This is a genomic window from Phyllobacterium sp. SL163, assembly GCF_049896885.1.
GTDB classification, from domain to species: Bacteria; Pseudomonadota; Alphaproteobacteria; order Rhizobiales; family Rhizobiaceae; genus Phyllobacterium; species Phyllobacterium calauticae.
Genome location: NZ_JAFCVE010000006.1, coordinates 334245 through 354271, shown reverse-complemented (window position 1 = coordinate 354271; position 20027 = coordinate 334245). Strand labels below are relative to the sequence as shown.

General features: G+C 55.2%; 17 protein-coding genes. 7 read left to right on the top strand and 10 right to left on the bottom strand.

The features are described from left to right. Positions 1-151: 151 nt before the first annotated feature. Entirely contained in the window at positions 152-991 is an 840-nt protein-coding gene (locus ACP7B1_RS15760) for a helix-turn-helix domain-containing protein (protein WP_426137085.1), read from the bottom strand. Between the two features lie 540 nt (positions 992-1531). On the opposite strand from ACP7B1_RS15760, the gene ACP7B1_RS15755 reads away from it, so the two are divergent. From ACP7B1_RS15755 to ACP7B1_RS15735, 5 genes are read left to right on the top strand one after another with little or no spacing between them, the layout of a single operon-like run. After that, a complete protein-coding gene (locus ACP7B1_RS15755; protein WP_229491289.1) occupies positions 1532-2701 on the top strand; it encodes an MraY family glycosyltransferase in 1170 nt (389 codons plus the stop codon). A 22-nt stretch (positions 2702-2723) separates the two neighbouring features. Next, positions 2724-3557 (top strand): glycosyltransferase family 2 protein, encoded by an 834-nt coding sequence (locus tag ACP7B1_RS15750; RefSeq protein ID WP_403184351.1) that lies wholly within the window; start codon positions 2724-2726, stop codon positions 3555-3557. Next, entirely contained in the window at positions 3455-4216 is a 762-nt protein-coding gene (locus ACP7B1_RS15745) for a YdcF family protein (RefSeq protein ID WP_426137084.1), read from the top strand. Before ACP7B1_RS15750 ends, ACP7B1_RS15745 begins: the two co-directional genes overlap by 103 nt. Then, positions 4213-5505, top strand: a complete 1293-nt coding sequence (locus ACP7B1_RS15740; protein WP_426137083.1) for a hypothetical protein — start codon at positions 4213-4215, stop codon at positions 5503-5505. The genes ACP7B1_RS15745 and ACP7B1_RS15740 overlap by 4 nt, the downstream gene beginning before the upstream one ends. 60 nt (positions 5506-5565) lie before the next feature. Further along, positions 5566-6153, top strand: a complete 588-nt coding sequence (locus ACP7B1_RS15735; protein WP_403184357.1) for a putative colanic acid biosynthesis acetyltransferase — start codon at positions 5566-5568, stop codon at positions 6151-6153. Between the two features lie 18 nt (positions 6154-6171). On the opposite strand, the gene ACP7B1_RS15730 is transcribed toward ACP7B1_RS15735, so the two are convergent. From ACP7B1_RS15730 to ACP7B1_RS15720, 3 genes are read right to left on the bottom strand one after another with little or no spacing between them, the layout of a single operon-like run. Continuing rightward, positions 6172-7377, bottom strand: a complete 1206-nt coding sequence (locus ACP7B1_RS15730) for a glycosyltransferase (protein WP_426137082.1) — start codon at positions 7375-7377, stop codon at positions 6172-6174. A gap of 34 nt (positions 7378-7411) precedes the next feature. Next, on the bottom strand, positions 7412-8656 hold the full coding sequence (locus tag ACP7B1_RS15725) for a glycosyltransferase family 4 protein (protein ID WP_426137081.1): 1245 nt from the start codon (positions 8654-8656) through the stop codon (positions 7412-7414). After that, positions 8656-9912: a glycosyltransferase family 4 protein gene (locus tag ACP7B1_RS15720; protein ID WP_426137080.1), complete on the bottom strand. Its 1257-nt coding sequence runs from the start codon at positions 9910-9912 to the stop codon at positions 8656-8658. The genes ACP7B1_RS15725 and ACP7B1_RS15720 overlap by 1 nt, the downstream gene beginning before the upstream one ends. A 372-nt stretch (positions 9913-10284) precedes the next feature. Here ACP7B1_RS15720 and gmd point away from each other — a divergent pair, with 372 nt between their 5' ends. Together gmd and ACP7B1_RS15710 are read left to right on the top strand one after the other, a co-directional pair. Next, positions 10285-11355, top strand: a complete 1071-nt coding sequence (gene gmd / locus ACP7B1_RS15715) for a GDP-mannose 4,6-dehydratase (RefSeq protein WP_403184367.1) — start codon at positions 10285-10287, stop codon at positions 11353-11355. Further along, a complete protein-coding gene (locus ACP7B1_RS15710) occupies positions 11339-12331 on the top strand; it encodes a GDP-L-fucose synthase family protein (protein ID WP_403184370.1) in 993 nt (330 codons plus the stop codon). Before gmd ends, ACP7B1_RS15710 begins: the two co-directional genes overlap by 17 nt. Before the next feature lie 60 nt (positions 12332-12391). On the opposite strand, the gene ACP7B1_RS15705 is transcribed toward ACP7B1_RS15710, so the two are convergent. The 6 genes from ACP7B1_RS15705 to ACP7B1_RS15680 form a co-directional block, all read right to left on the bottom strand. Beyond that, entirely contained in the window at positions 12392-13591 is a 1200-nt protein-coding gene (locus ACP7B1_RS15705; protein ID WP_403184571.1) for a polysaccharide biosynthesis/export family protein, read from the bottom strand. A gap of 95 nt (positions 13592-13686) precedes the next feature. Beyond that, positions 13687-15801 (bottom strand): GumC family protein, encoded by a 2115-nt coding sequence (locus tag ACP7B1_RS15700; protein WP_403184372.1) that lies wholly within the window; start codon positions 15799-15801, stop codon positions 13687-13689. Between the two features lie 135 nt (positions 15802-15936). Further along, positions 15937-16728: a LuxR C-terminal-related transcriptional regulator gene (locus ACP7B1_RS15695; RefSeq protein ID WP_403184374.1), complete on the bottom strand. Its 792-nt coding sequence runs from the start codon at positions 16726-16728 to the stop codon at positions 15937-15939. 409 nt (positions 16729-17137) lie between these two features. Further along, entirely contained in the window at positions 17138-17806 is a 669-nt protein-coding gene (locus tag ACP7B1_RS15690) for a PIG-L deacetylase family protein (RefSeq protein ID WP_403184376.1), read from the bottom strand. After that, the gene (locus ACP7B1_RS15685; protein WP_403184378.1) at positions 17803-18615 is read right to left on the bottom strand and encodes a glucose-1-phosphate cytidylyltransferase; all 813 of its coding nucleotides are present in this window, start codon (positions 18613-18615) and stop codon (positions 17803-17805) included. Before ACP7B1_RS15685 ends, ACP7B1_RS15690 begins: the two co-directional genes overlap by 4 nt. Next, on the bottom strand, positions 18612-19907 hold the full coding sequence (locus tag ACP7B1_RS15680; protein ID WP_403184380.1) for a methyltransferase domain-containing protein: 1296 nt from the start codon (positions 19905-19907) through the stop codon (positions 18612-18614). Before ACP7B1_RS15680 ends, ACP7B1_RS15685 begins: the two co-directional genes overlap by 4 nt. Positions 19908-20027: the final 120 nt, after the last annotated feature.

The window sequence follows — 20027 nt, the reverse complement described above, 5'->3', positions numbered from 1 at the left end:
GTCAAGGTCGTTTGACGGCCCGCCGCCGGCGGAGAAAGCAGGTTCATAAGCCAACATCCGACATTTGTTGCGTGGGGATGGGTTCGGTTGGGCTGAACAATCCGAAGAGCGCCATGTCATTCTGAGACAGGCCGGTTCACGGCGCTCTCCTTCAGATATTGATCATTAATTCCGTTATCTCCGTATTGCGGCTGAAGGCTCGCTCGGTATTGCGGCTGAAGGCCGATTGCAGAGATTCATGATCAAGGTGATTACGGTATACTGCCGCGGCCTGTGTGCGGTTGTGCACCTTGAGCTTCCGAATGAGATTGTGAACATGGACTTTGACCGTGTGGTCGGAAAGGCTGAGCCGGTCAGCGATGGTCTTGTTTTGCAGCCCTTCGGAGAGAAGCTCGAGAATTTGATGTTCGCGCAACGTCAATGTATCGATTGGCTTGGTGCCGGACATCGGTCCCCTTTTACCCTCCACCAGTGACGGTTGTGGATGGCGGGCGTGGCCGTCCTTCGCCAGTTTTTCCAGCGATTGCATGGCACCGTATGGGTAATATTCACCGCCATTGAGCAGCAGCCATATGGCAGCCAGCCAGATGTCGAGCTTCAAGGTAAACGGAAGCAGTCCCTGGATTCTTCGGTCGCAGAACAACCTGTTCAACCCCTGCGATGCAAATCCGTCGCCATTGATCATGAGCGTGATGGATGCATTCGGAAAACATGTCCTGCAGCGTTCAATACAATCCGGGAGGTCGGTGATCAGCTCGGTCTGCAAAAGGACCAATCCAACGCCCATGTCGGGGTCCTGGGAGTCCGGCAGAAAACTCGACAGTGTTATCCGAATATCAGCGAATGTTCTTTCCAGTGACTTCACAAGTCCTTGAAAGACGACCCCCGTTTCAGCATAAATGAAGATGGCATTTTCAGATTTGCTTTCAAAGTTCTTTCCGGGTTCGTAGGTCACGCATTCACTTATATTAAAAGGTACATTACCGTTCATACTTGCCCCCATTTTTGGCAGGAATAGACCTGCAAGTTTTTTGTTTTTTCTGTTATTTTTTACCCAAGTAATCAATAAGATTGATCTACGTGGAAATGCATATATGGCATTAATAAAGATTAACTTAGTTATTTGAGAGTGACGCGGGCGTGACTTGACTACGAAGATTGATTATTTGGAGCTGTTTCAGATAGGCCAGATAGTTTGCTTATTCAGGCCGAGGTCATAGTTCCGGTAGTTCAAAGTTTTTACCTGCGGGGGAAATATAGTCTGATAGGCTTGTTATACCAAAGCTTTAGTAGGCCTTGCTCGCGAAGTATGTGAAGGAAATGCGGTGCCGGGCAGAAATGATGGCACCCGTGTTTGTGACCGTACTCAAAAGGTCCATGCTACCTCATACTTCAGGCGGACCTTCTCGTCTTTTCTCCTAAATGGAATTGGTTCGAGCGTCGCGCTACCTTTTTGGGAAAAGCATTCACGTCAACAATGAAGGTGATGACACTTGGCATTGGTGAATGCACGACCAAGTGGGGGTAGACCTTGTTGTTCTGGTTCACCAGCTGTTTTGCAACGCTGTCAATGACGGTATTGCTTATAGAATTTCTCAAAAAGGCTTCCCATACATTGGCGCTCGTCGATTATCCGGATAGCCGAAAACAACACGAAAACGTTGTTCCGTTGTGTGGCGGGATCGCGATCTTTTCCGCATTTTTTCTGGTCAGTCTTTTCTCCCGAGGCGTAGCGCCTTTTCCGGTCAGTTTCTGGATCGGGATTCTGATAATCCTGGGCATCGGCGTGATGGACGATCGAACGGAACTTTCGGCGCGAACGCGGCTCGTTGTGCAATTCTTGGCAAGCGCCATTCTGATAATCCCGCTGGCAGCACCGAGTATCTATGTAGCAAACATGCTGCCGCTGGCGCTTATTGGTTCAGCGCTGCCTGTCCTCACAATCATTGCTATTCTGTTCGTTATTGGGCTGGTCAATTCATGGAACATGATTGATGGCGTGGATGGACTTGCAGGTGGTTGTGCTGCAGCTGCCCTTTTCTGGATAAGTCTGCTTTCGTTTTATAAGGGACTTGGAGAACTGGGCGTTTCCGGCCTTGTTCTTCTCGCTGCGGTTTGCGGTTTTCTTCTATTCAACATGCGAAGCCCCTGGTCTGCACGGGCCAAAATATTCCTTGGCGATGCTGGCAGTACAGCGCTGGGTGCAGCCATTGCCTATTTGATCATCACTTTGTCGCGGCAGAGCGAGATTGCCTTTCCTGTCTTGCTCTGGATCGTCATTGTGCCGGTCACAGATACCATCAGTCTTATCGTGAGAAGGCTGCATGCGGGGCGCAATCCGCTAACGGCTGATCGCTGGCATCTGCATCACTTGCTGCTGGACAGGTCGCATTCCCACGCGATGACCACAAACATCATTGTGGCATCGTCTGCGATCTGCGGTGGCGTCGGGGCCGTCGGTGTTCTGTTGGGAGCCTCCAATTACCTCATGACATTTGGACTGTTCATACCGGTCGCCATTCATTCGGCGTTTGTCTTCATGTCGAATGGCACCAGCAACACCGTCCGTATGCGTCCGGTAACTATGGGCCAGCTCAATCCTGTTTCGCCAGTTCTTCTCCGCGCGGAGGCGAGCAAGAACTTCGGCACAAATCATCAATCGGCGCAACCGAAACCCGGCATATTGTCGGACCCGGTTTAGCACCTACGAATGGAGTGTTCACGTGTCAGTATCTGTCCTGATCATGACGCTAAATGAGGAAGCAAGTCTTCCGGCCTGTCTGGCATCACTGTCCTGGTGTGACGACATCGTCATTCTGGATTCCTTCAGCACCGATCAAACGCTCGAAATAGCCCGAAAGGCAGGCGCGCGGATTTATCAGCACAAATATGAAACTGAAACCAAGCAGCGCATGTACGGCCTCAAGGAAATAGAGTTCAAGCATCCGTGGGTCTACATGCCGGACGCGGACGAAATTACGCCTGATGATCTACGCGACGAAATGCTGGCGATAGCGCGTGATCCAGACCGGCCGGAGGCACTTTTCCGCGTCCGCTACAAGAACATGTTCATGGGACGCTGGGTCAAGCACAGCAGTCTTTATCCGACATGGATAACGCGGCTGTGCCGCCCGGAGCGGGTGAGATATGAGCGCGAGTGCCATTCGCGTTGCGTGGGTGACGGTCCCACGGGACGGCTGAACTCCCATTTCATCCACTACAGTTTCAGCAAGGGCCTGACTGCCTGGTTTGACAAACACAACAGGTATTCCGGTTTTGAGGCGAAGGAGTCGCTGCAGATCCTGCGCGACAGAGGCATCCCATGGAAGGACTTTTTCAGCCCGGCTCCTGAAGCTCGCCGCAGAGCGCTCAAGGAACTGTCCTATCGGGTGCCGTTCCGTCCAGCGGCCCGCTTTGTCTATATGTATCTGTTGCGAGGCGGATTCCTGGATGGATGGCAAGGCTACCATTATTGCCGGCTTATTGCCGCTTACGAGTACATGATTGTGATCAAGATTCAGGAGCAGCGCCGCCGCGAACATGGTCTTTCGATATGACGCCGCTGCCAGCTTCCATCTCGAAGCGTCGACGCGGTGGTCTGGTTCGCCGCTGGAGGTTCGCCGCCATCCTTTTCCTGGGACTGTTTGCCCTGTGCAGCTATCCTCTGGCAATTGTATTCGCCAACACGCTGCTGAGCGTGCGCAACCCGGCAACCCGGGCGGACATTATTGTTGTTCTGGGCGGGGACGGGCCTGCTCGCGCCGCACAGGCCGCGCGCTTGTGGCGAGCTGGCATGGCGCAGAAAATTCTGATAACCGGCGACGGCGATTGCTACTGGATACGCAAATCCCTGTTGGAATTTGGCGTCGATACCGGATCAATCACGGTTGAGTGCCAGTCAAGAAACACGTGGGAGAACGCGCTTTTCTCCAATCCCATCCTGCAACGCATGCAGGTGCGCAAAGCTATTCTTGTCACCAGCTGGTTTCATTCCCGCCGCGCCCTGAACAGTTTCAAACAGATCGCGTTCAATATCCAATGGCAATCGGTTCCTGTTGAGCCCGACGTTCCCATGTGGCGGATCGCGGTCGAGCAGGACGGCATTCAGATTTTCAAGGAGTACCCGAAGAGCCTCTGGTATGTCTTGCGCTCCTCATTGTGGAAAGATCGCGGCGAACGCGATGCCCGGACCTTTGCCATGGGAATGTTGGCATGAACTGGCTTTTCACATGGCTTATGCTCGTTACCGTTCTCTGGCTGATCGGCTGGGGCCTCCTGCAGCGCGAAAGGCTTTACCAGTTTCCGTTTCTGGTCGGCGTCATTACATTCAGCTTTATCCTGCCGCAGATTCCGGCGCTCGCTGCTGACCCGTTCCTCCCGCAAGGGGCTTATGTCAAGACGATAGCATTCTCGATTCTTTGCCTCATCATGTGCTGGCTCGGGTGGTCGGAGAATGCGCAGCCGCTTCGCTTCCTTCAACAGTCCTTTGAAGAAAGGAAGCTCCTGATTGTTTCATTGCTTCTGTCGGTTACGGGCGCATATTTCTACTACAAACTGAGCCGATTACCCGGAGACGTTTCGGTCGGCGTGCAGATGAGCGGCGCTCCGGTGGCATGGCTGTTCTTTGCCCGGTTCATGAGCTATGGCCTTGCTATTGCTGCGCTATGTTTCGCACGCCGCGTTTCCTGGATGGCTGCCATCATCATTGCCGTGGATCTCGTATTCTATCTCGACCGGATAGTGGTGACCGGCAAGCGGGCTGAAGCGGTAGAACTGATTGCGATCTTCGTGCTGGCATATTGGTTCCAAAGATCATGGGTTGTGCCGCGGGCATTCGCTATCATCGGCATTGTGATGGGAATGTTGCTGATGAGCTCGATGAGCGATTATCGCGACATAACACGCGCCAACTCGGGACCCATCTGGGGGGATATCTCCCGGATCGATATCACATCCAATTTCGACAATCTGCTGAAGAACGGCGGACCGGAAATGCGCAATGCCATATTGCGCGTTTACAACACGGATATGTCACTGGAATTCGACTATGGCTTGTTCCACTGGAATCGCCTTGTCTTCAATTATGTTCCCGCGCAGATTTTTGGCGACAAGTTCAAAACCGCGCTGATGGCAACACTTCCCTCTCTGGGGCGCGAGTACAATCCTTTGACCGGTACTACTGAAACAGGAATGGCTGACGCTTTTCAGTCCTTCTGGTACTTTGGCGCCCTCAAATTTCTCCTTCTGTCCTATATCGTCCGAAGATTGTGGGTCTCCGCCAATGCCGGCGCGACGACGGCCCAGATTGTCTACATGCTGTCGATCGTCCCCGCCATGCATGCCATTTCCCATCAGACGGATTGGGCGCTGATTGTGTGGGTGCATATGCTGATTTTCCTGGTACCCGCCCTCACATGGGCGCGGCGTCCAGCATCCCAAGCGCCACCTGTGCAATCTCATGTCATGTCGGCGCCTCTGTATCTTCGCCCGGTCGTATCACACTAAACCTGGATGGTCGGATCGACAGCTGAACGGCTGAGGCAATGTTTTAAGGGAGATAATGCGATGCGATCACGTTTTGCCGATACAGCCTTGGATACATCAGGAGAGCCATTGCCTCGTTTCGGCGGTGCGACTTTCGCGCTGCGATTCCGGCTGATGCGATTGAGCTGGATGATCTGCTGGACCCTGCTGGCAGCTTGGACCCCTTCGCCGTGCAGCCGCTGGCGCATCTGGTTGCTGAGGCGCTTTGGGGCACGGATTCACCCCACGGCGATTGTTCGCGGCAGTGCGCGGATTTGGTGGCCCGGCAATCTTGTGATGGGACAGCACGCGTCAATGGGGCCAGGTGTGCTTTGTTACAATGTCGCCGAAATAACGTTCGGGGATTTTGCGATCGTCTCGCAGCGTGCCCATTTGTGTACCGGCACCCATGACGTCGATGACAGTGATTTTCCGCTGACCAGCCGATCCATCATCATCGAGGCGAACGCCTGGGTGGCTGCAGAAGCCTTTGTCGGCCCCGGTGTCGTCATCGGGGAGGGCGCTGTCCTTGGTGCGAGAGCCGTGGCCGCGCGCGCCTTGGATCCGTGGACGATCTATGTCGGCAATCCGGCGAAACCGGTCAGGCCACGGCGTGGCGGTCCGGTGTGAACCCCGCCATATGCCGTGTTACGAGGCCGGCAGCGTTGGGCGAATGCTTCCCATATAGCCATTGATCGTCGATGCGGCGATCTGCGGCCAGGTATATTGGTCGCGAACGAGCTGACGGCCGTTTCGGCCCATTGCATGTGCCATTCCGGCGTCGCTGAGAATATCGCAAAGACCAGATGCGACGTCATCCGGGGCAAGGGTTACAACCGCGCCGGCGCGGGCTGACCGGACTTCCGGAAAATGACAGGCGTCGCTGATGACCACCGGCAATCCACACGCAAGCGCTTCTAGAATGGCGACGCTGAAGCCTTCCTGGCGACTTGGCAGGCAAAAACAGGTGGCATCAACCAGGGCGCGCAGCTTGTCCTTGCCATAAAGGCCGCCAACCAAATGAACGCGGTCGTTCAGGTGCAACTGCCCGACTAGATTGATGAACGCGTCGCGCGCGCCACCATCCGGACCTGCCACAACAAGATCGACATCGGGATAGGAGTTAGCGATGCGGGCGAAAGCCGTTGCCAGGACATCCAGCCCCTTCTTGGTATGAAGCCGCGATAGAAATAAAATGACGCGTTTGTTGCCGATCAGCGGAAAACGCTCCTTGAAGAACCCGTGCGAGGGAAGCTCTTCGAACTCTTCCAGAAAGACCCCGTTGGGAATGATGAGATTGGGCGATGCGAGTTCGAGCGGTTTCAGCAGTTGCGCTTCGTCTGCATTCAGCGCCAGTATGAATTTGGCGTTGTTCAGCATTGCGCGATAACCCAAAAGCAAGGCAATCCGCTTTTTGAAGGCCTTCTGTTTCAAGCTCCACACGTCGAGCATTCCGTGCGGTTGCACGCAATATGGAATGCCTTTGCCATGCGCGATTTTTGCCGCCACCTTGAGCAACGGCTCCCAGACACCGTGGACATGGACGAAGGATGCCGTGTCCAGAATTGCCTGCAATTGCTTACGCCCCTGCAGGCAAAGAATGCGCTCTTTCATATCCGGATCCGCCAGCAAATGCCACTTTATCGAAGCGAAATGCGGGACAGTATCTGCGGCCTTGAAAGCTCGCCTCTGTATGTCCGGCCCCCCATAACTGACGATATGAACATCATGGCCCTGGTTGGACTGTGCCGCTGCCAAACGGATGCACCCGCCCTGTGGGCCGCCGTGCGCAGGATCAATGGAAGAAATGATATGAACTATACGCATATCGGAACTCTCCTGCTTGGTGTCCATTCAGACAAAGGCTGCATGGGGTGAATTTCCATACCTATCGTTCCACCGCGAATTGTTTTTGAAGACGGGGAGCCAGAACGTCCATAAGCCGCTGGCCGTAGCGCTCGACGGTGAATTCGGAAGCCCGCTCCTTTGCCTGGCTCGACATCCGGGCACGCAACGCCGGATTTTTTGCAAGCCGCAGGAGTGCGTCTGCGATCGCGCTGCTATCGCGGATAGGAACGATGAAGCCGTCTATCCCATCCCTGACGACGCTTCCGGCGTTCTCGGTACAAATGACCGGCAAACCTGCGGCGAGCGCCTCGTAGATCGCAGTGGCGGAGCCTTCACATATCGAGGGGAGAAGGAAGACGTCCGCCCATTGATATTCCTTTATCATCTCCGACCGAGGTATGATGCCACGCAGTTCCACTACGGCAGCCAGCTTCTGCCGGATGTCAGCCGACAGTATCGTTGGCCCGGCCATGCGGAACTGTGCGGATGGTCCAACCAGCCTTGCCGCCTCGGCCACGTAGGGCGATCCCTTGCGCAATCCCACCTCGCCGACGGTCAGCACACGCAGGGGACCATCCGTTCGAATGGTCTTGCGGTCTTCGAATTCAGAGTCGATGCCATAGGGTACGACGACGCATCGATCAGAGGGTCCGCCGGAAGCGACGACGTTGCGGCGTACAAATTCGGACGGACAGATGATGATGTCCGCAAGCGCCCATTCGGCCTTCTCACGTGCGGCGAAGGTTTGCGCATAGCGGTTCACTTCATATTTCCCTGCCCAGTCGGGAAAACTGCGTTGTTCCTGTTGAACAAGTTCTTCAACGACCTGGCGCGGCGCGATCATCTGTTCCACGGCCGTCCACATGCCCTGTGCTTTGGCCGCCTGCATTTGCTCGAGAGCATCGCCGCTGAAAGCGTAGAGGCCGGCTGCTCCATGAAATCCGCTGGATGCCACCAGTTGTGAGAAATGGGTGCCAGCCCAAACGGCATGCTTTGTCTGTTCAATCACATTTTTAACTCGGAGCCGGCGGATTGCCGAGATGACGCCGAATGCGGGAAAGGTCGAGGTCAGGTCTGGCGCCACACCTTTGGGTACGCGGCCGATCAAGCGTTTGAGGGATGGCAGGAGCATCGATCGGGGCACGGTGTTGATCACGCGGGGCCAGCTATCGGTCGCGCAGATGTCCGTGTAAAAATGCGCAAGCCGGCCTTGCGCGGCGAGTATGCGGGGGACGGCATAATGCATTCGCGCGCCCAACTGACTGACGACAACTGTTCCACCCATCATGCTGACCTAAAAATGGTGGACCTCAACGGATCCGTACCCGGTTGCTGAAACGCAGACATGACGTCGGACCATGACTGCACTGCGTTGTCCCGCGAATAGACCGTTTCCAGCAAGTCCCGGGCGTTGCACCCCATCTGGGTGCATTGCTGGGGGGAGTTTTTCAGCTGGACGATCAGGCCCGCAAGCTTTTGACTTTCGCCGATTTCAACGGCCTCTCCGCACCGGGTTGACGCAATCACGTTTGCCACTTCCCCATCGGGTGCTCCAACGAAGAGCGTGGGGCGGCCAGCTGCCAGAATGCCGTAAAACTTGCTCGGGACAATGCAATGCTCAAGCCTGGGAATGAGCGAGACAATGTGGGCGTCGGCGGCACTCAGGCTTTCCGAAATATTTTCCGGTGGCTGTAATGGCTTGAACAGGATGTTCTTCAACTGACGCTTCTGGGCAATTTCCTCGATACGTGCCCGCTGCTGCCCGCCCCCGACTAGGAGAAACTGTATATCGTTGTCGTCTTTCAACAGGGCTGCCGCTTCAATAAGGGTGGTAAAGTCATGTGCCCGCCCAAAGTTGCCGGAATAACCAACGACGAATTTATCCTGCAGTCCCCAGTGCCGTCTCAGGCCATTGTCTGATCGTGGAATCGGATAGATTTCGCTGCCATCCGACCAATGGTGCATGACACGAATCCGATCGCCCGGAATGCCACTGCCTTGCAAATAGGACGCCATCATCTCGGTCGGGCAGACAATCATGGTCGACTTGCGCATAGACCAGTTGCGCAGCATTTTGCTGATCTTCCCCGGTATGCCTTTACTCGAAAGCATCTCCAGTTCCATGGCGACTTCGGGGAAAAGATCCATGACCCAGTTTATTATCCGGGCGTTGCGCCACAAGGCCGGCAGGGCGGTCGTCACCGACAGCAAGGGCGGATCGGTGCAAACGACGAACAAGTCGCCGGAGCGAAGATACCTCAGGCACCATATGAAAACCGATATGTGGAATGTCAGATAATCAACGATCCTTCCTGCCAGGTGATGGCGTCCGAACCGGGTGGCCCAAAGCCGTTTCACTGCAACGCCGGCAATCATCTCTTCCGCCGGAAGAACGACACCCGAATGGTCGTGAAGTGTGCGGCTTGCAATTGCCGTGACGTCGAAGCCGTGGTGCGCAAGCGCGGACGCCAGGCTGGATACCATGCGGCTTGTGGCCGATTGATCGGGCAGGAAATAGCGGTTTGCGAAAACGATTCTCATTCCGGATCCTTCCTATGCCCGGGCCGTTTGTATGGCCGCAGGCAAAGCTAGGAATGAAGTTTCGCAGGTGGCGGCGCGCAAGCAAGATCAACAAACGCACTACAGGCGGTCCTGGCGGGGCTTAAGCCCCTACGCCTTCTGGAGAGGGTGAGGCGGACAGACGTGCATGCCGTCTTGCCATTATCGGCCGTCACATGGCGGAATCGCCGTTTTCGATCAGCATTCCTATCCCTATTCCCGAAGTGTCTATTCGATGTCGCCACCTATACTTGGCTTCCATCCATTGCTGATGGGCGGGTTTCTCCATGATGGAATTCGGCATGGCAATGCGTTTGTCACCACACTTCAAGGACACACGGACGGGAATTGCGAATGACTGAGAAAACGGCATTGATCATTGGGGTTACGGGACAGGATGGAGCCTATCTCAGCGAGTTTCTCCTAAAAAAGGGCTATATCGTGCACGGACTGAAGCGTCGATCGTCGTCGTTCAATACGGCCCGCATCGACCATCTCTATCAGGATCCGCATGATGACGATGTCCGGTTTCATCTGCATTTCGGTGATTTGACGGACGCTACCAACCTTTGCCGGGTGGTCCAGGAAATCCAGCCTGACGAGATTTACAATCTCGGAGCGCAAAGCCATGTGCAGGTCAGCTTCGAAACGCCGGAATACACGGCCAATGCGGACGCGATGGGTACTTTGCGCCTGCTGGAGGCGATGCGCATCATGAAGATCGAAAAGACCTGCCGTTTTTATCAGGCCTCGACATCGGAGCTCTTCGGCAAAAGCATTGAGGCGCCTCAGCATGAAGGCACGCCGTTTCATCCCCGCAGCCCCTATGCGGTGGCCAAGCTCTATGCCTACTGGATAACGGTCAATTATCGGGAAGCCTATGGTTTTCACGCCTCAAACGGCATCCTGTTCAACCACGAAAGCCCGATCCGCGGTGAGACGTTCGTGACCAGGAAAATCACGCGTGCCGTCGCTGCGATTGAGCGTGGATTGCAGGACAAGCTTCGTCTGGGAAACCTTGAGGCCAAGCGCGATTGGGGCCATGCACGCGATTATGTCGATGGGATGTGGCGTATTCTCCAGCAGGATGATCCCGACGATTATGTGCTGGCAACGGGTGAAACCCACACGGTGCGCGAATTCGTCGAACGAGCGTTTTCAACCGTCGGAAAATCCATTGAATGGAGCGGTACCGGCGTTGATGAAATCGGCTACGACCGCAAGAGCGGCAAGGAAATCATCGAGATCGATCCACGCTATTTCAGGCCGGCGGAAGTTGACCTGCTGTTGGGGAACCCGGAAAAGGCCCGCATCAAGCTGGGCTGGAGCCACACCACCGCTTTTGAAGATCTCGTATCGGAAATGGTTGAATCGGATATGCGGACGATCATGCGGGAAGAAAGCCGCAATGACTTCTATGGTTGAGGTGTCCCGGCACAATTTCGCGCTTCGGGGCAAGCGGGTCTGGGTTGCCGGACACACCGGCATGGTAGGCTCCGCTCTGGTGCGGCGGTTGAGACGGGAAGAATGCCGCCTCATCACGATCGATCACGCCGAGCTCGATTTGACACGTCAGCGCGAGACAGAGGAATGGATGGCGGTGGCGCGACCGGACGTCATTTTCATCGCTGCGGCGCGCGTGGGCGGAATCCTGGCGAACGCCCACCATCCCGCAGATTTCCTCTACGAGAATACCATGATCGCCATGAATATCATGCATGCAGCGCACCGGCTTGATGTGGAGAAACTCCTATGGCTTGGGTCAAGCTGCATTTATCCGAAATATGCTGACCAGCCCATGGAAGAGCAGGCATTGCTGACAGGAAGCCTTGAGCCGACGAATGAGGCCTATGCGATTGCCAAGATCGCGGGGCTGAAACTGGCGGAGGCTTATGCGCGTCAATACGGACAATGCTTCATTACAGCCATGCCAACCAATCTCTACGGGCAGAATGATAATTTCGATTTGCAGCAGGCCCATGTTCTGCCGGCGTTGATACGCAAAATGCATGAGGCCAAAGCGATGGGCAGCCCCAGGGCCGTCGTATGGGGCACGGGAAGTCCCAGGCGCGAATTTCTCCACGTGGACGATCTTGCGGATGCCTGTGTCTTTCTGATGAAAAACTATGCCTCGGCCAGCCACATCAATATCGGTTCCGGTGCGGAGATTTCCATCCATGACCTTGCGCTCCTGGTTGCCAGGATCGTGGGCTATCGGGGTTCCGTGGATTTCGATACGTCGAAGCCGGACGGAGCGCCGCGAAAGCTGCTGGATTCGTCGCAGATGGAGGCTATGGGATGGCATCCCCGCATCGAGCTGGAGGCCGGTATTCGCGATCTCTACAGCCGCTGGCAGGCGTCGTTGGCGCCGTCGAACGGGTTCGCACAGACGGGATCCTGATGAACCCGGGGCGTTGGAATACGCCCTGGCGGAAGGCCTCTGATTACAAGACACCCACAGTCAGTTGACGGCCTTGGGTACGATCGTCTTGGGTGTGGCCGCGTTGGGCAGTTCAAGTTGCGCACGCAGAATATCGCCGGCCCTGATCTCGTCATGTTCCGACAAGGCCGTTTCCTGATAGTTTCCGTCCACAACCCGAACCACCGTGAAGGTGAGCTTGACAGTTTCCTCACGCGACGACACGCGCTGGGCCGCGGCACCGATTTCACCCATGGTTTGTGCGATGAATGCCATTTTCTTGCGCAATCTCAGGATATCGAGATCAATGTCCCGCAAGTCTTTGGCCGCATCATTGGAGCGTGAATCGTGCAGGGCGAGCAGGCGCTGCTGGATCGCATTCTCGTTCTGCTTTGCGCGTGCCAGGAACGAGCCGAATTCGAGCGCATCACGGCGCATCGCCGAAAGCTGGCGTTGGGTATCGCGCAATGTTGATTGCGCCGTAAGGCCTTTGTCCACGAGACTCTGGGACGCCTTCACATTTTGCTCGAGAAGCGAAATTTCCTCGTTGCGCAACTTTGTGCTTTCTTCCAGCGTGGTGATTTCTTCGGCATAGTTCTGTTTCTGAGCCTCAAGTGCGGTTGCTTCGCTTTGCAGGGCGGAAAGACGAAGATCGAAAAGCTTTCGCTCGGAATCGACGATCCGTTGCCGCTCGGCCTTGTCATCGATCGCATCGAGGCTCGCCGTCAGATCATAGTCAAACTGCTTTCCATTCAATTCGGCTTCGAGACGCACGCGCTTCACATCCTGTGCAAAGAGTTGCAGCGATGTGTCGGTATATTCCTGCCGTGCCGCAACGAGCTGGATGCCGGCGGTGTCGAGCTTGTCGGCGGCTTGCCGCAAACCTCCGCTCAACGCAAACAATTCCAGGGCAATCATGCCCGGCCGATATTCATATTTTCCGGGTTTCTGCACATCCCCGATGACAAAAACGGGTGCGTATTCCTTCACGGCAACAGAAACGGAAAGACCAGGTATATGCTGCAGAAGCGATTGTGTGATGGTTTGCCCGATTTCGGTGATCGTATGATTGGCAACGGCTATGTTGCCAAGAATGGGATAGGCAATTGTTCCGTCGACGCTGACAGGAAAGATACCTGTCAATCCGGCATCTCCATAGACCGTTATGAGCAGAACATCTCCCGAAGCGATCTTGTACGGTTCCTGATTTGCTTGAGCAGGAGCAGTCGCCAGGGAAAACAAGAGCGTTGACGATACGGTTCCCGCTATCAGGAGATTGCTTATCCGCGATAGCAGAGATGCCGGGCTTTTCCTTCTTCCTTTGAGCATTTTCGCCCTCATACCTTGGCCGCTGAAGAGCGGAGTTTCTTGTGGCTGGCGATTTCCAGCACGAAGCGCTTCGCTGTGGCGGGTGCCGGCGGCTGGTGATCGGGGGGCGAGGCATCCTTTATGCTTGGATCGCTGTTGATGACGATGCCGCTCAGTCTTCGCCCGTCGGAACTGAGCACCTTCACGGCGTTGAGAATGTCGTCCATGTTGGCCCGTTCGCATTGTGCGACAAGGATTGTGGTATCGGCCAGCGAGGCCACACGGATTGCGTCTGCCCCCAGGCTAACCGCTGGAGTATCGATGAGCACGACGTCATATTGATGCTTCAGGGCATTGATCACCTTGGCAAATTGCTCGTGTCCCAGCAGGAATTCAGCTGGAACGGAACAGGGTTGCGTTGCCACAAAGTCGATCGATGAGAATACATCGTGCTGAATCACGGCCTCCAGCGTGTGCCTGCCTCTGATCACATCCTCCAGATAAGGCCCAAACTGATCGCCGAATTCCTGCCCAACCATGGGGGCGGTGAAATTGGCGTCGATGATGATGGCACGAACACCTGTCGCGGCCAATGACCGGGCCAGGCCGGCGATGATGAGCGTTTTGCCCTCCTGGGTCCCGGCTGATGTGACAGCGATGGCACGGGCCATTTTTTGTGGCGAAGACAGAAGGAGGTGGGCCTGCAAATCCGCAATCGCGCGTGCAAAGCCGTAGCGCCCTTCGCTGACTATCAGCGCCGCATTTTTGCGCTCGCCGCTGGACAATTTGGGGATCCGGCCAATGATGGGGGTTCGGGTGGCATTCTCAAGCGCTTGCGCCGACCGGATTGACTTGTCCCTTATTTCAAGAAGGAAGGACAAGCATATGCCCAGGAATGTGCCGCCAATGATACCAAGCGCCATCCACGTTGAAAGGTGGGGGCTTGCTCTTGACCGTGCCGGTACGGCACGCGAGATCATGCGGGCTTCAGCCGTTGCTATGCCGTCCTGCTCAATGGTCTGTTTGTATCTGGTCAGGTAGCTCTCGTAGATTGCGCGGTTTGCGCTCGCCTCGCGGTCAAGTTGGTCAGCATGCACCAGTGCCTGGTTCGCGGCGGACATGCCTTCCTGCATTTCCCGAAGATTTGCTTCCACTGCCGCCTGCTGGCGATGCGTGACGTTGATCTCGTTCCTCAAACTGTCGATGACCTGCTGTACTTCGCCGGCAATCTGGCTCTTCAACGAGGCAAGCTGCGAGTTCAACTGAGGTAGCTGCACACTTTGTATGGCGCCGCTCTGGCTGATTTCCTGGAGCGACCGCTCCACGCGCGACTGCTCGGCACGCAACTGCTGTATGGCGGGAGAGCCGAGAATTTCAGACAATGCAACGCCGGCTTTGTTGTTCGACGCATCGATTGCCGTGGAAAGGCGCGCCTCTGCGCCCGCGAGCTTCGCCCGCAAATTGGCAAGTTCCGTATTGAGGGCAGCGATCTGCTGCGATTGGAGGGTCATGCCATTGGCTTTGACAAGGCCCGATTTTTCGCGGAAGTCCGCGGCTGCCCGCTCCGATTGTTCAAGTGTCGCGCGCAGGCTGACAAGTTTTCCGCCAAGCCAGTCGCTCACACGCCGGGTTGCGGATGTTTGCAGATCGACCTGATAGTCGAGGTAGGCTTCGCCAAAGGCATTGGCCACCGCAGCGGAGTATTGGGGGTTGTCGGCCCTGTAACTGATGTAAATGGTGTATGACCTGCCGTCATTCACGACGCTGACATTGGAGAGCAATTTGTCAATGCGGCTGCGATTGCGGTCCTCGTCCGATTGCGCCGGCAAAGCGCTTATCGGATCGGGACCAGCTGTATTTGCGGGCGGTTGCTGATCGGCGGGATTGATGCGTCCATCGGCGTCAAAGTTCAGGCTATCGAGCCGGGTCAGCACTTTCCCGGCCATCATGCGTGAGCTGATGATATCGAGCTCAGTGCGCAGCACCGGGCTCTCCTGTGGCAAAGGCGAGACAACAGACTCGGTTGGCAGGGCCTGCAACTTGCGAACGTCCAGAGCAAGGATTGCCTCGGACACGTATTGGGCCGGCGTCGTCATATAGGCGGCAGTGGTCAGCAAGAGGCATGCCGACAAAGCTGCAAGCATTGTCTTCCGCCGCTTGAGAACAACTGAAACAAGGCGATGGATTGCCGGCCCTGATGCGTGAGGAATGCTATCGGAGAAGATCATTGCGTGAGTTCCTGCAAAATCGGATGGCGAACGGCTGGGGTCCAGCCGGCGTCAAAACCTGGTTTCGTGTGGAATCATGTCGCCGATCTTGTAGGCCACCTCTGTCCGGTTGGTTGCACCCAGCTTCTTCATGATGTTGCGGATGTGAACCTTCACTGTGCTCTCGCACAGGTTCAGCTCATAGGCGATAATCTTGTTGGCCTTGCCCCGGCGCAGCCCCTCGGCGACTGCCGATTGCCGTGCCGTAAACGAGGTCGTTATGTGCCGGAATTCATCGCTGCGGCCACCCATCAGTTTCCTGAGGGACAGAACGCAGCTTGCAGGAACGAATTTCCCGCCGGCGATTGCCAGTTCGATAGCCTGCATGCAGATCTCAATTCCAACGGTTGTCGGAATATAACCTTGCACACCCAGTTCGAGGGCCTTGAGAATGGTTGTCAGATCATCATTGTCCGCAACCATGACGACAGCCACCCTCTGGAACGATTCGACCAGTTCGCATATTTCTGCGGAGAGATCGCCGTCGCTCAGATTGCGGTTTCCCGTGTTGACGAGTACGGCACGCAGCCCAGCAGGATTGTTAATGGAAGCTTGCCATTCTTGCAGCGAGCCGCAGGTTTTGACCTTCAAACCCATGTGATGGGCGGCTAAAGCCTGGGCCAGACACTCCCTCTCAAGGGCACGGCGGTCAATGATAAGCAAATAGTCGTTGGTAGAATACTTTTGGAATTTGTTTTCGTTCGCACTTATTGTGTAAGATGAGTTATCCGTGATTTCTATAATTTTATGAATATCCTCATCTACCAGTTCGTCTAGAGTATGGTTGCCATGCATGTTTTCCATAATTTATCCCCAAGTTTGATGCTTTGTTGCATGTTTGTTTGTCATGAACGGATTGTTCCGCTCAATTGCACTTCTTTTGGCAATATCAATTTACGCCTTCCATGGAGGAAAGTCTTTAATCCCACGCGTAGTCCTTTGGATGGGAAGCAAGAAGGCAATTATGAAATGACTAATCCATTAGTATAATTAAAATAGAGGGGTAAACCGGTCAAAATAGAACGGGTGTATTACTGGCTTTATCGCGGGATTTAGACCTGCGTTCTAGACCGCGTAGACGTTGTAAAACGATGGTTCCGAATCGGGGCGAACGACGTTTGCTCGGTTTCGCTTGAGTCGATGTGTACGGCGGTCGGAAGTAGGTCACCGCATCGCCGGATAATTCGGCTGCAACCAGGCAAGGCGGTTTGCCCTATTGACCGGTGCCCATGCTGATCATGAGTTTCCGGGCGGTGAAAGCTTCTGCAAATCTGCCCGGTGCCCGGCATTCAATGCCTCTGAGGCGCGCAAGACCGCGGAATGTATCCGCATCGAACCAGTCCTTGGACCGCTGCGTTCCGAAGTGTTTCAGAAGGAGTTCCGTTTTGCGCTGCATGATCTCTTCGGTCAGGGGAACGTAGACATTGCGTTCGGTCAGGTCCCCGTCCCATTTGGGAATCTCATATTCCAGCACCAGATGGTCCCGGAATACGTTTGTGGTGAGCTGATTGATCGCGCGATGATCCTGATGTGCATCATGGCGTGCGTGGGTGAAAATAATGTCAGGCGAGACGCGGTCGCGCAATGCATTGAGCCAGGTCTTCAACTCGCGCGTTTGACTTGGAAAGTAACTGTCTTCGAACTCGGCGATCTCTACATGCGTTGATGATGCGCCGGCAAGAAACGCATCGGCTGATGCGCGCGCTTCCATAGCCCGGTCACCCGGGCTGCTCATCACGCACCAGTGAACATCAAGCAAGGCGCCGCCCGAGATCATGTGCAGGATTGTGCCTCCCGCACCAATCTCGATGTCGTCGGAATGGGCGCCGAGGCATAATACCGACAGCCGTTGCCCGTGGTAGGCAAAGGGCAATGACCTCATAAAACTTTGACCTTCGACGCCCTGGAATTACTGCGGGCGGGTGCGTGGGTCATCCACGGCATTTCGCCTCTTTCCACCATCTCCTGCAGTGCCTGCCAGTCGCGAAGCGTATCCATGGAGCGCCAGAAACCCTCATGCTTGTAAGCCATGAGCATGTTATCCTTGATAAGCCTGCTGAAGGGCTCCAGCACCAGCTCTTCGGACTCGCGCATGTAATCAAATATTTCACTGCGCATGAGAAAGTATCCGCCATTGATCCAGATGTCCGAACGGTCGGAGGATCGAAACTCGCAAACGCGGCCGTCATCGGCAATATCCGCAAGATGGTAGGTAAGGGGCGGGCGCACGGCAAGAAAGCAGGCGATCTTGCCGCTCGCCTCGAACTTTTCGATCATATCGTCAAGATCGACATTGGTCAGCCCATCGCTGTAATTGGCGAGAAACACGCGTTCGCCGCGCAACTGATCGCGCACCGCCCAAAGACGCTCGCCGATGTTACGCCATATACCGGTATCAATCAGGGATATGCGCCAGTCCTTCTGGGATTCACCCAAAACTTCGACAGTCCCGTCGCCGCTGACGACGCAATCGGCAAAGGTCTGCGGCCTGCTGTTGAGAAAGAAATCCTTGATGACATTCGCCTTGTAACCCAGGCAAAGAATAAAGTCCTCGTGTCCATAGTCGGCATAATACTGCATCACGTGGCGCAATATGGGTTGGGAACCGAGTGGGATCATGGGTTTGGGTACATTTTCCGAGTACTCGCGAATACGGGTACCCATACCGCCGCAGAACAGAACCACTTTCATAGCTCGTCACCTCTCGGATCAACAATGTCGACACCCGGAATGGGTACGACGAATTTGGCACCCCATTCGCGAACATGATGCATTTGCTTCACGATTTCGTCCTTGAGGTTCCAGGGAAGAATGAGGATGTAGTCCGGCTTGAGCCGGTCAATCGCCTCCACAGGCTCAATCGGGATATGCATCCCGGGCGTATAACGGCCATGCTTGTAAGGGTTGCGGTCCACGGTGAAATCAAGGAAGTCAGGCCCGATGCCGCAATAGTTCAGCAGGGTGTTGCCCTTGCCGGGCGCGCCATATCCGCAAATCGTCTTGCCTTCAGTTTTGGCCGCTATGAGAAATGTCAGGAGATCGCGCTTGACCTTGCGGGCGCGGCTGGCGAAGGCGGTGTAAGTGGCAAGCTGATCAAGATGCGCGTTTATCTCATCCTGTCTGATGCGGGCGACGCTTTCCCGCACGAGCCACGTACTGGCGGCGTGGGTAAGGTACACCCGCAGCGATCCGCCATGGGTCGATAACTCTTCCACATCGATGATTTTGAGGTGATGCCGTTTCGCCAGATGTTCGATGGCGAGCAACGAGAAATAGGAGAAATGCTCGTGATAGATCGTGTCGAACTGGCCTTGCGATATCAATTTCTCAAGGTGCGGAAATTCGAGGGTTATAACGCCTTGCGGTTTCAACAACGCAACCATGCCAGCAACGAAATCATTGAGATCAGGCACCTGCGCTAAAACATTGTTCCCAACGATAAGGTCAGCCTGAAGGCCTTCCGTGACCAGCTGCTGGGCATAGGAATCTCCAAAGAATTCCACGCGCGTGGATACGCCTTTTTCGATCGCAACCTTGGCGACATTTGCCGCCGGTTCTATGCCGAGCGCCGGAATTTTCATTGGGATGAAATGCTGTAGGAGATATCCGTCATTGCTGGCGAGCTCGACAACAAGGCTTTGCGTATCGAGCTGCAAACGCCTTGCTATCTGATGGCAGTAGGTTTTCGCATGCTCGACCCAACTGGTCGAATAGGAGGAGAAATAAGCATATTCCTCGAAGATGGCCTGCGGCGTGACATATTCGTTCAGCTGCACAAGCAGGCATTCCTCGCAAACGAAGGTGTGCAACGGATAATAGGGTTCCATATCATCCAGCCGGTCGCGGGCAACGAAACTCTCGCACGGCGGCGACATACCCAGATCAACGAATGTATGTCTGAGCGGCGCGCTGCAAAGGCGGCAGAAATGGGTTCTGCTGCTTGATTGGTTCGCCAGGGAAAACGTGTTCGCCAGTAGATTCATACCTTCGCTCCCGATGAATTGTCGGTGTCCTGGATGCGGGGGATGATTGTTTCCCCAGTCTGAATCTATGGCCTCACGGGATGGTAGGCGACCTGCCAATGCGATCAAACGGATCATCCG

What these genes read in the sequence shown, in the direction of transcription:
- ACP7B1_RS15725 (WP_426137081.1), bottom strand. Translation starts at nt 8,656, where the DNA reads ATGGGTGGAACAGTTGTCGTCAGTCAGTTGGGCGCGCGAATGCATTAT.
- ACP7B1_RS15690 (WP_403184376.1), bottom strand. Translation starts at nt 17,806, where the DNA reads ATGAGGTCATTGCCCTTTGCCTACCACGGGCAACGGCTGTCGGTATTA.
- ACP7B1_RS15740 (WP_426137083.1), top strand. Translation starts at nt 4,213, where the DNA reads ATGAACTGGCTTTTCACATGGCTTATGCTCGTTACCGTTCTCTGGCTG.
- ACP7B1_RS15700 (WP_403184372.1), bottom strand. Translation starts at nt 15,801, where the DNA reads ATGCTTGCAGCTTTGTCGGCATGCCTCTTGCTGACCACTGCCGCCTAT.
- ACP7B1_RS15695 (WP_403184374.1), bottom strand. Translation starts at nt 16,728, where the DNA reads ATGGAAAACATGCATGGCAACCATACTCTAGACGAACTGGTAGATGAG.
- ACP7B1_RS15680 (WP_403184380.1), bottom strand. Translation starts at nt 19,907, where the DNA reads ATGAATCTACTGGCGAACACGTTTTCCCTGGCGAACCAATCAAGCAGC.
- ACP7B1_RS15745 (WP_426137084.1), top strand. Translation starts at nt 3,455, where the DNA reads ATGGCAAGGCTACCATTATTGCCGGCTTATTGCCGCTTACGAGTACAT.
- ACP7B1_RS15735 (WP_403184357.1), top strand. Translation starts at nt 5,566, where the DNA reads ATGCGATCACGTTTTGCCGATACAGCCTTGGATACATCAGGAGAGCCA.
- ACP7B1_RS15720 (WP_426137080.1), bottom strand. Translation starts at nt 9,912, where the DNA reads ATGAGAATCGTTTTCGCAAACCGCTATTTCCTGCCCGATCAATCGGCC.
- ACP7B1_RS15760 (WP_426137085.1), bottom strand. Translation starts at nt 991, where the DNA reads ATGAACGGTAATGTACCTTTTAATATAAGTGAATGCGTGACCTACGAA.
- ACP7B1_RS15710 (WP_403184370.1), top strand. Translation starts at nt 11,339, where the DNA reads ATGACTTCTATGGTTGAGGTGTCCCGGCACAATTTCGCGCTTCGGGGC.
- ACP7B1_RS15730 (WP_426137082.1), bottom strand. Translation starts at nt 7,377, where the DNA reads ATGGACACCAAGCAGGAGAGTTCCGATATGCGTATAGTTCATATCATT.
- gmd (WP_403184367.1), top strand. Translation starts at nt 10,285, where the DNA reads ATGACTGAGAAAACGGCATTGATCATTGGGGTTACGGGACAGGATGGA.
- ACP7B1_RS15685 (WP_403184378.1), bottom strand. Translation starts at nt 18,615, where the DNA reads ATGAAAGTGGTTCTGTTCTGCGGCGGTATGGGTACCCGTATTCGCGAG.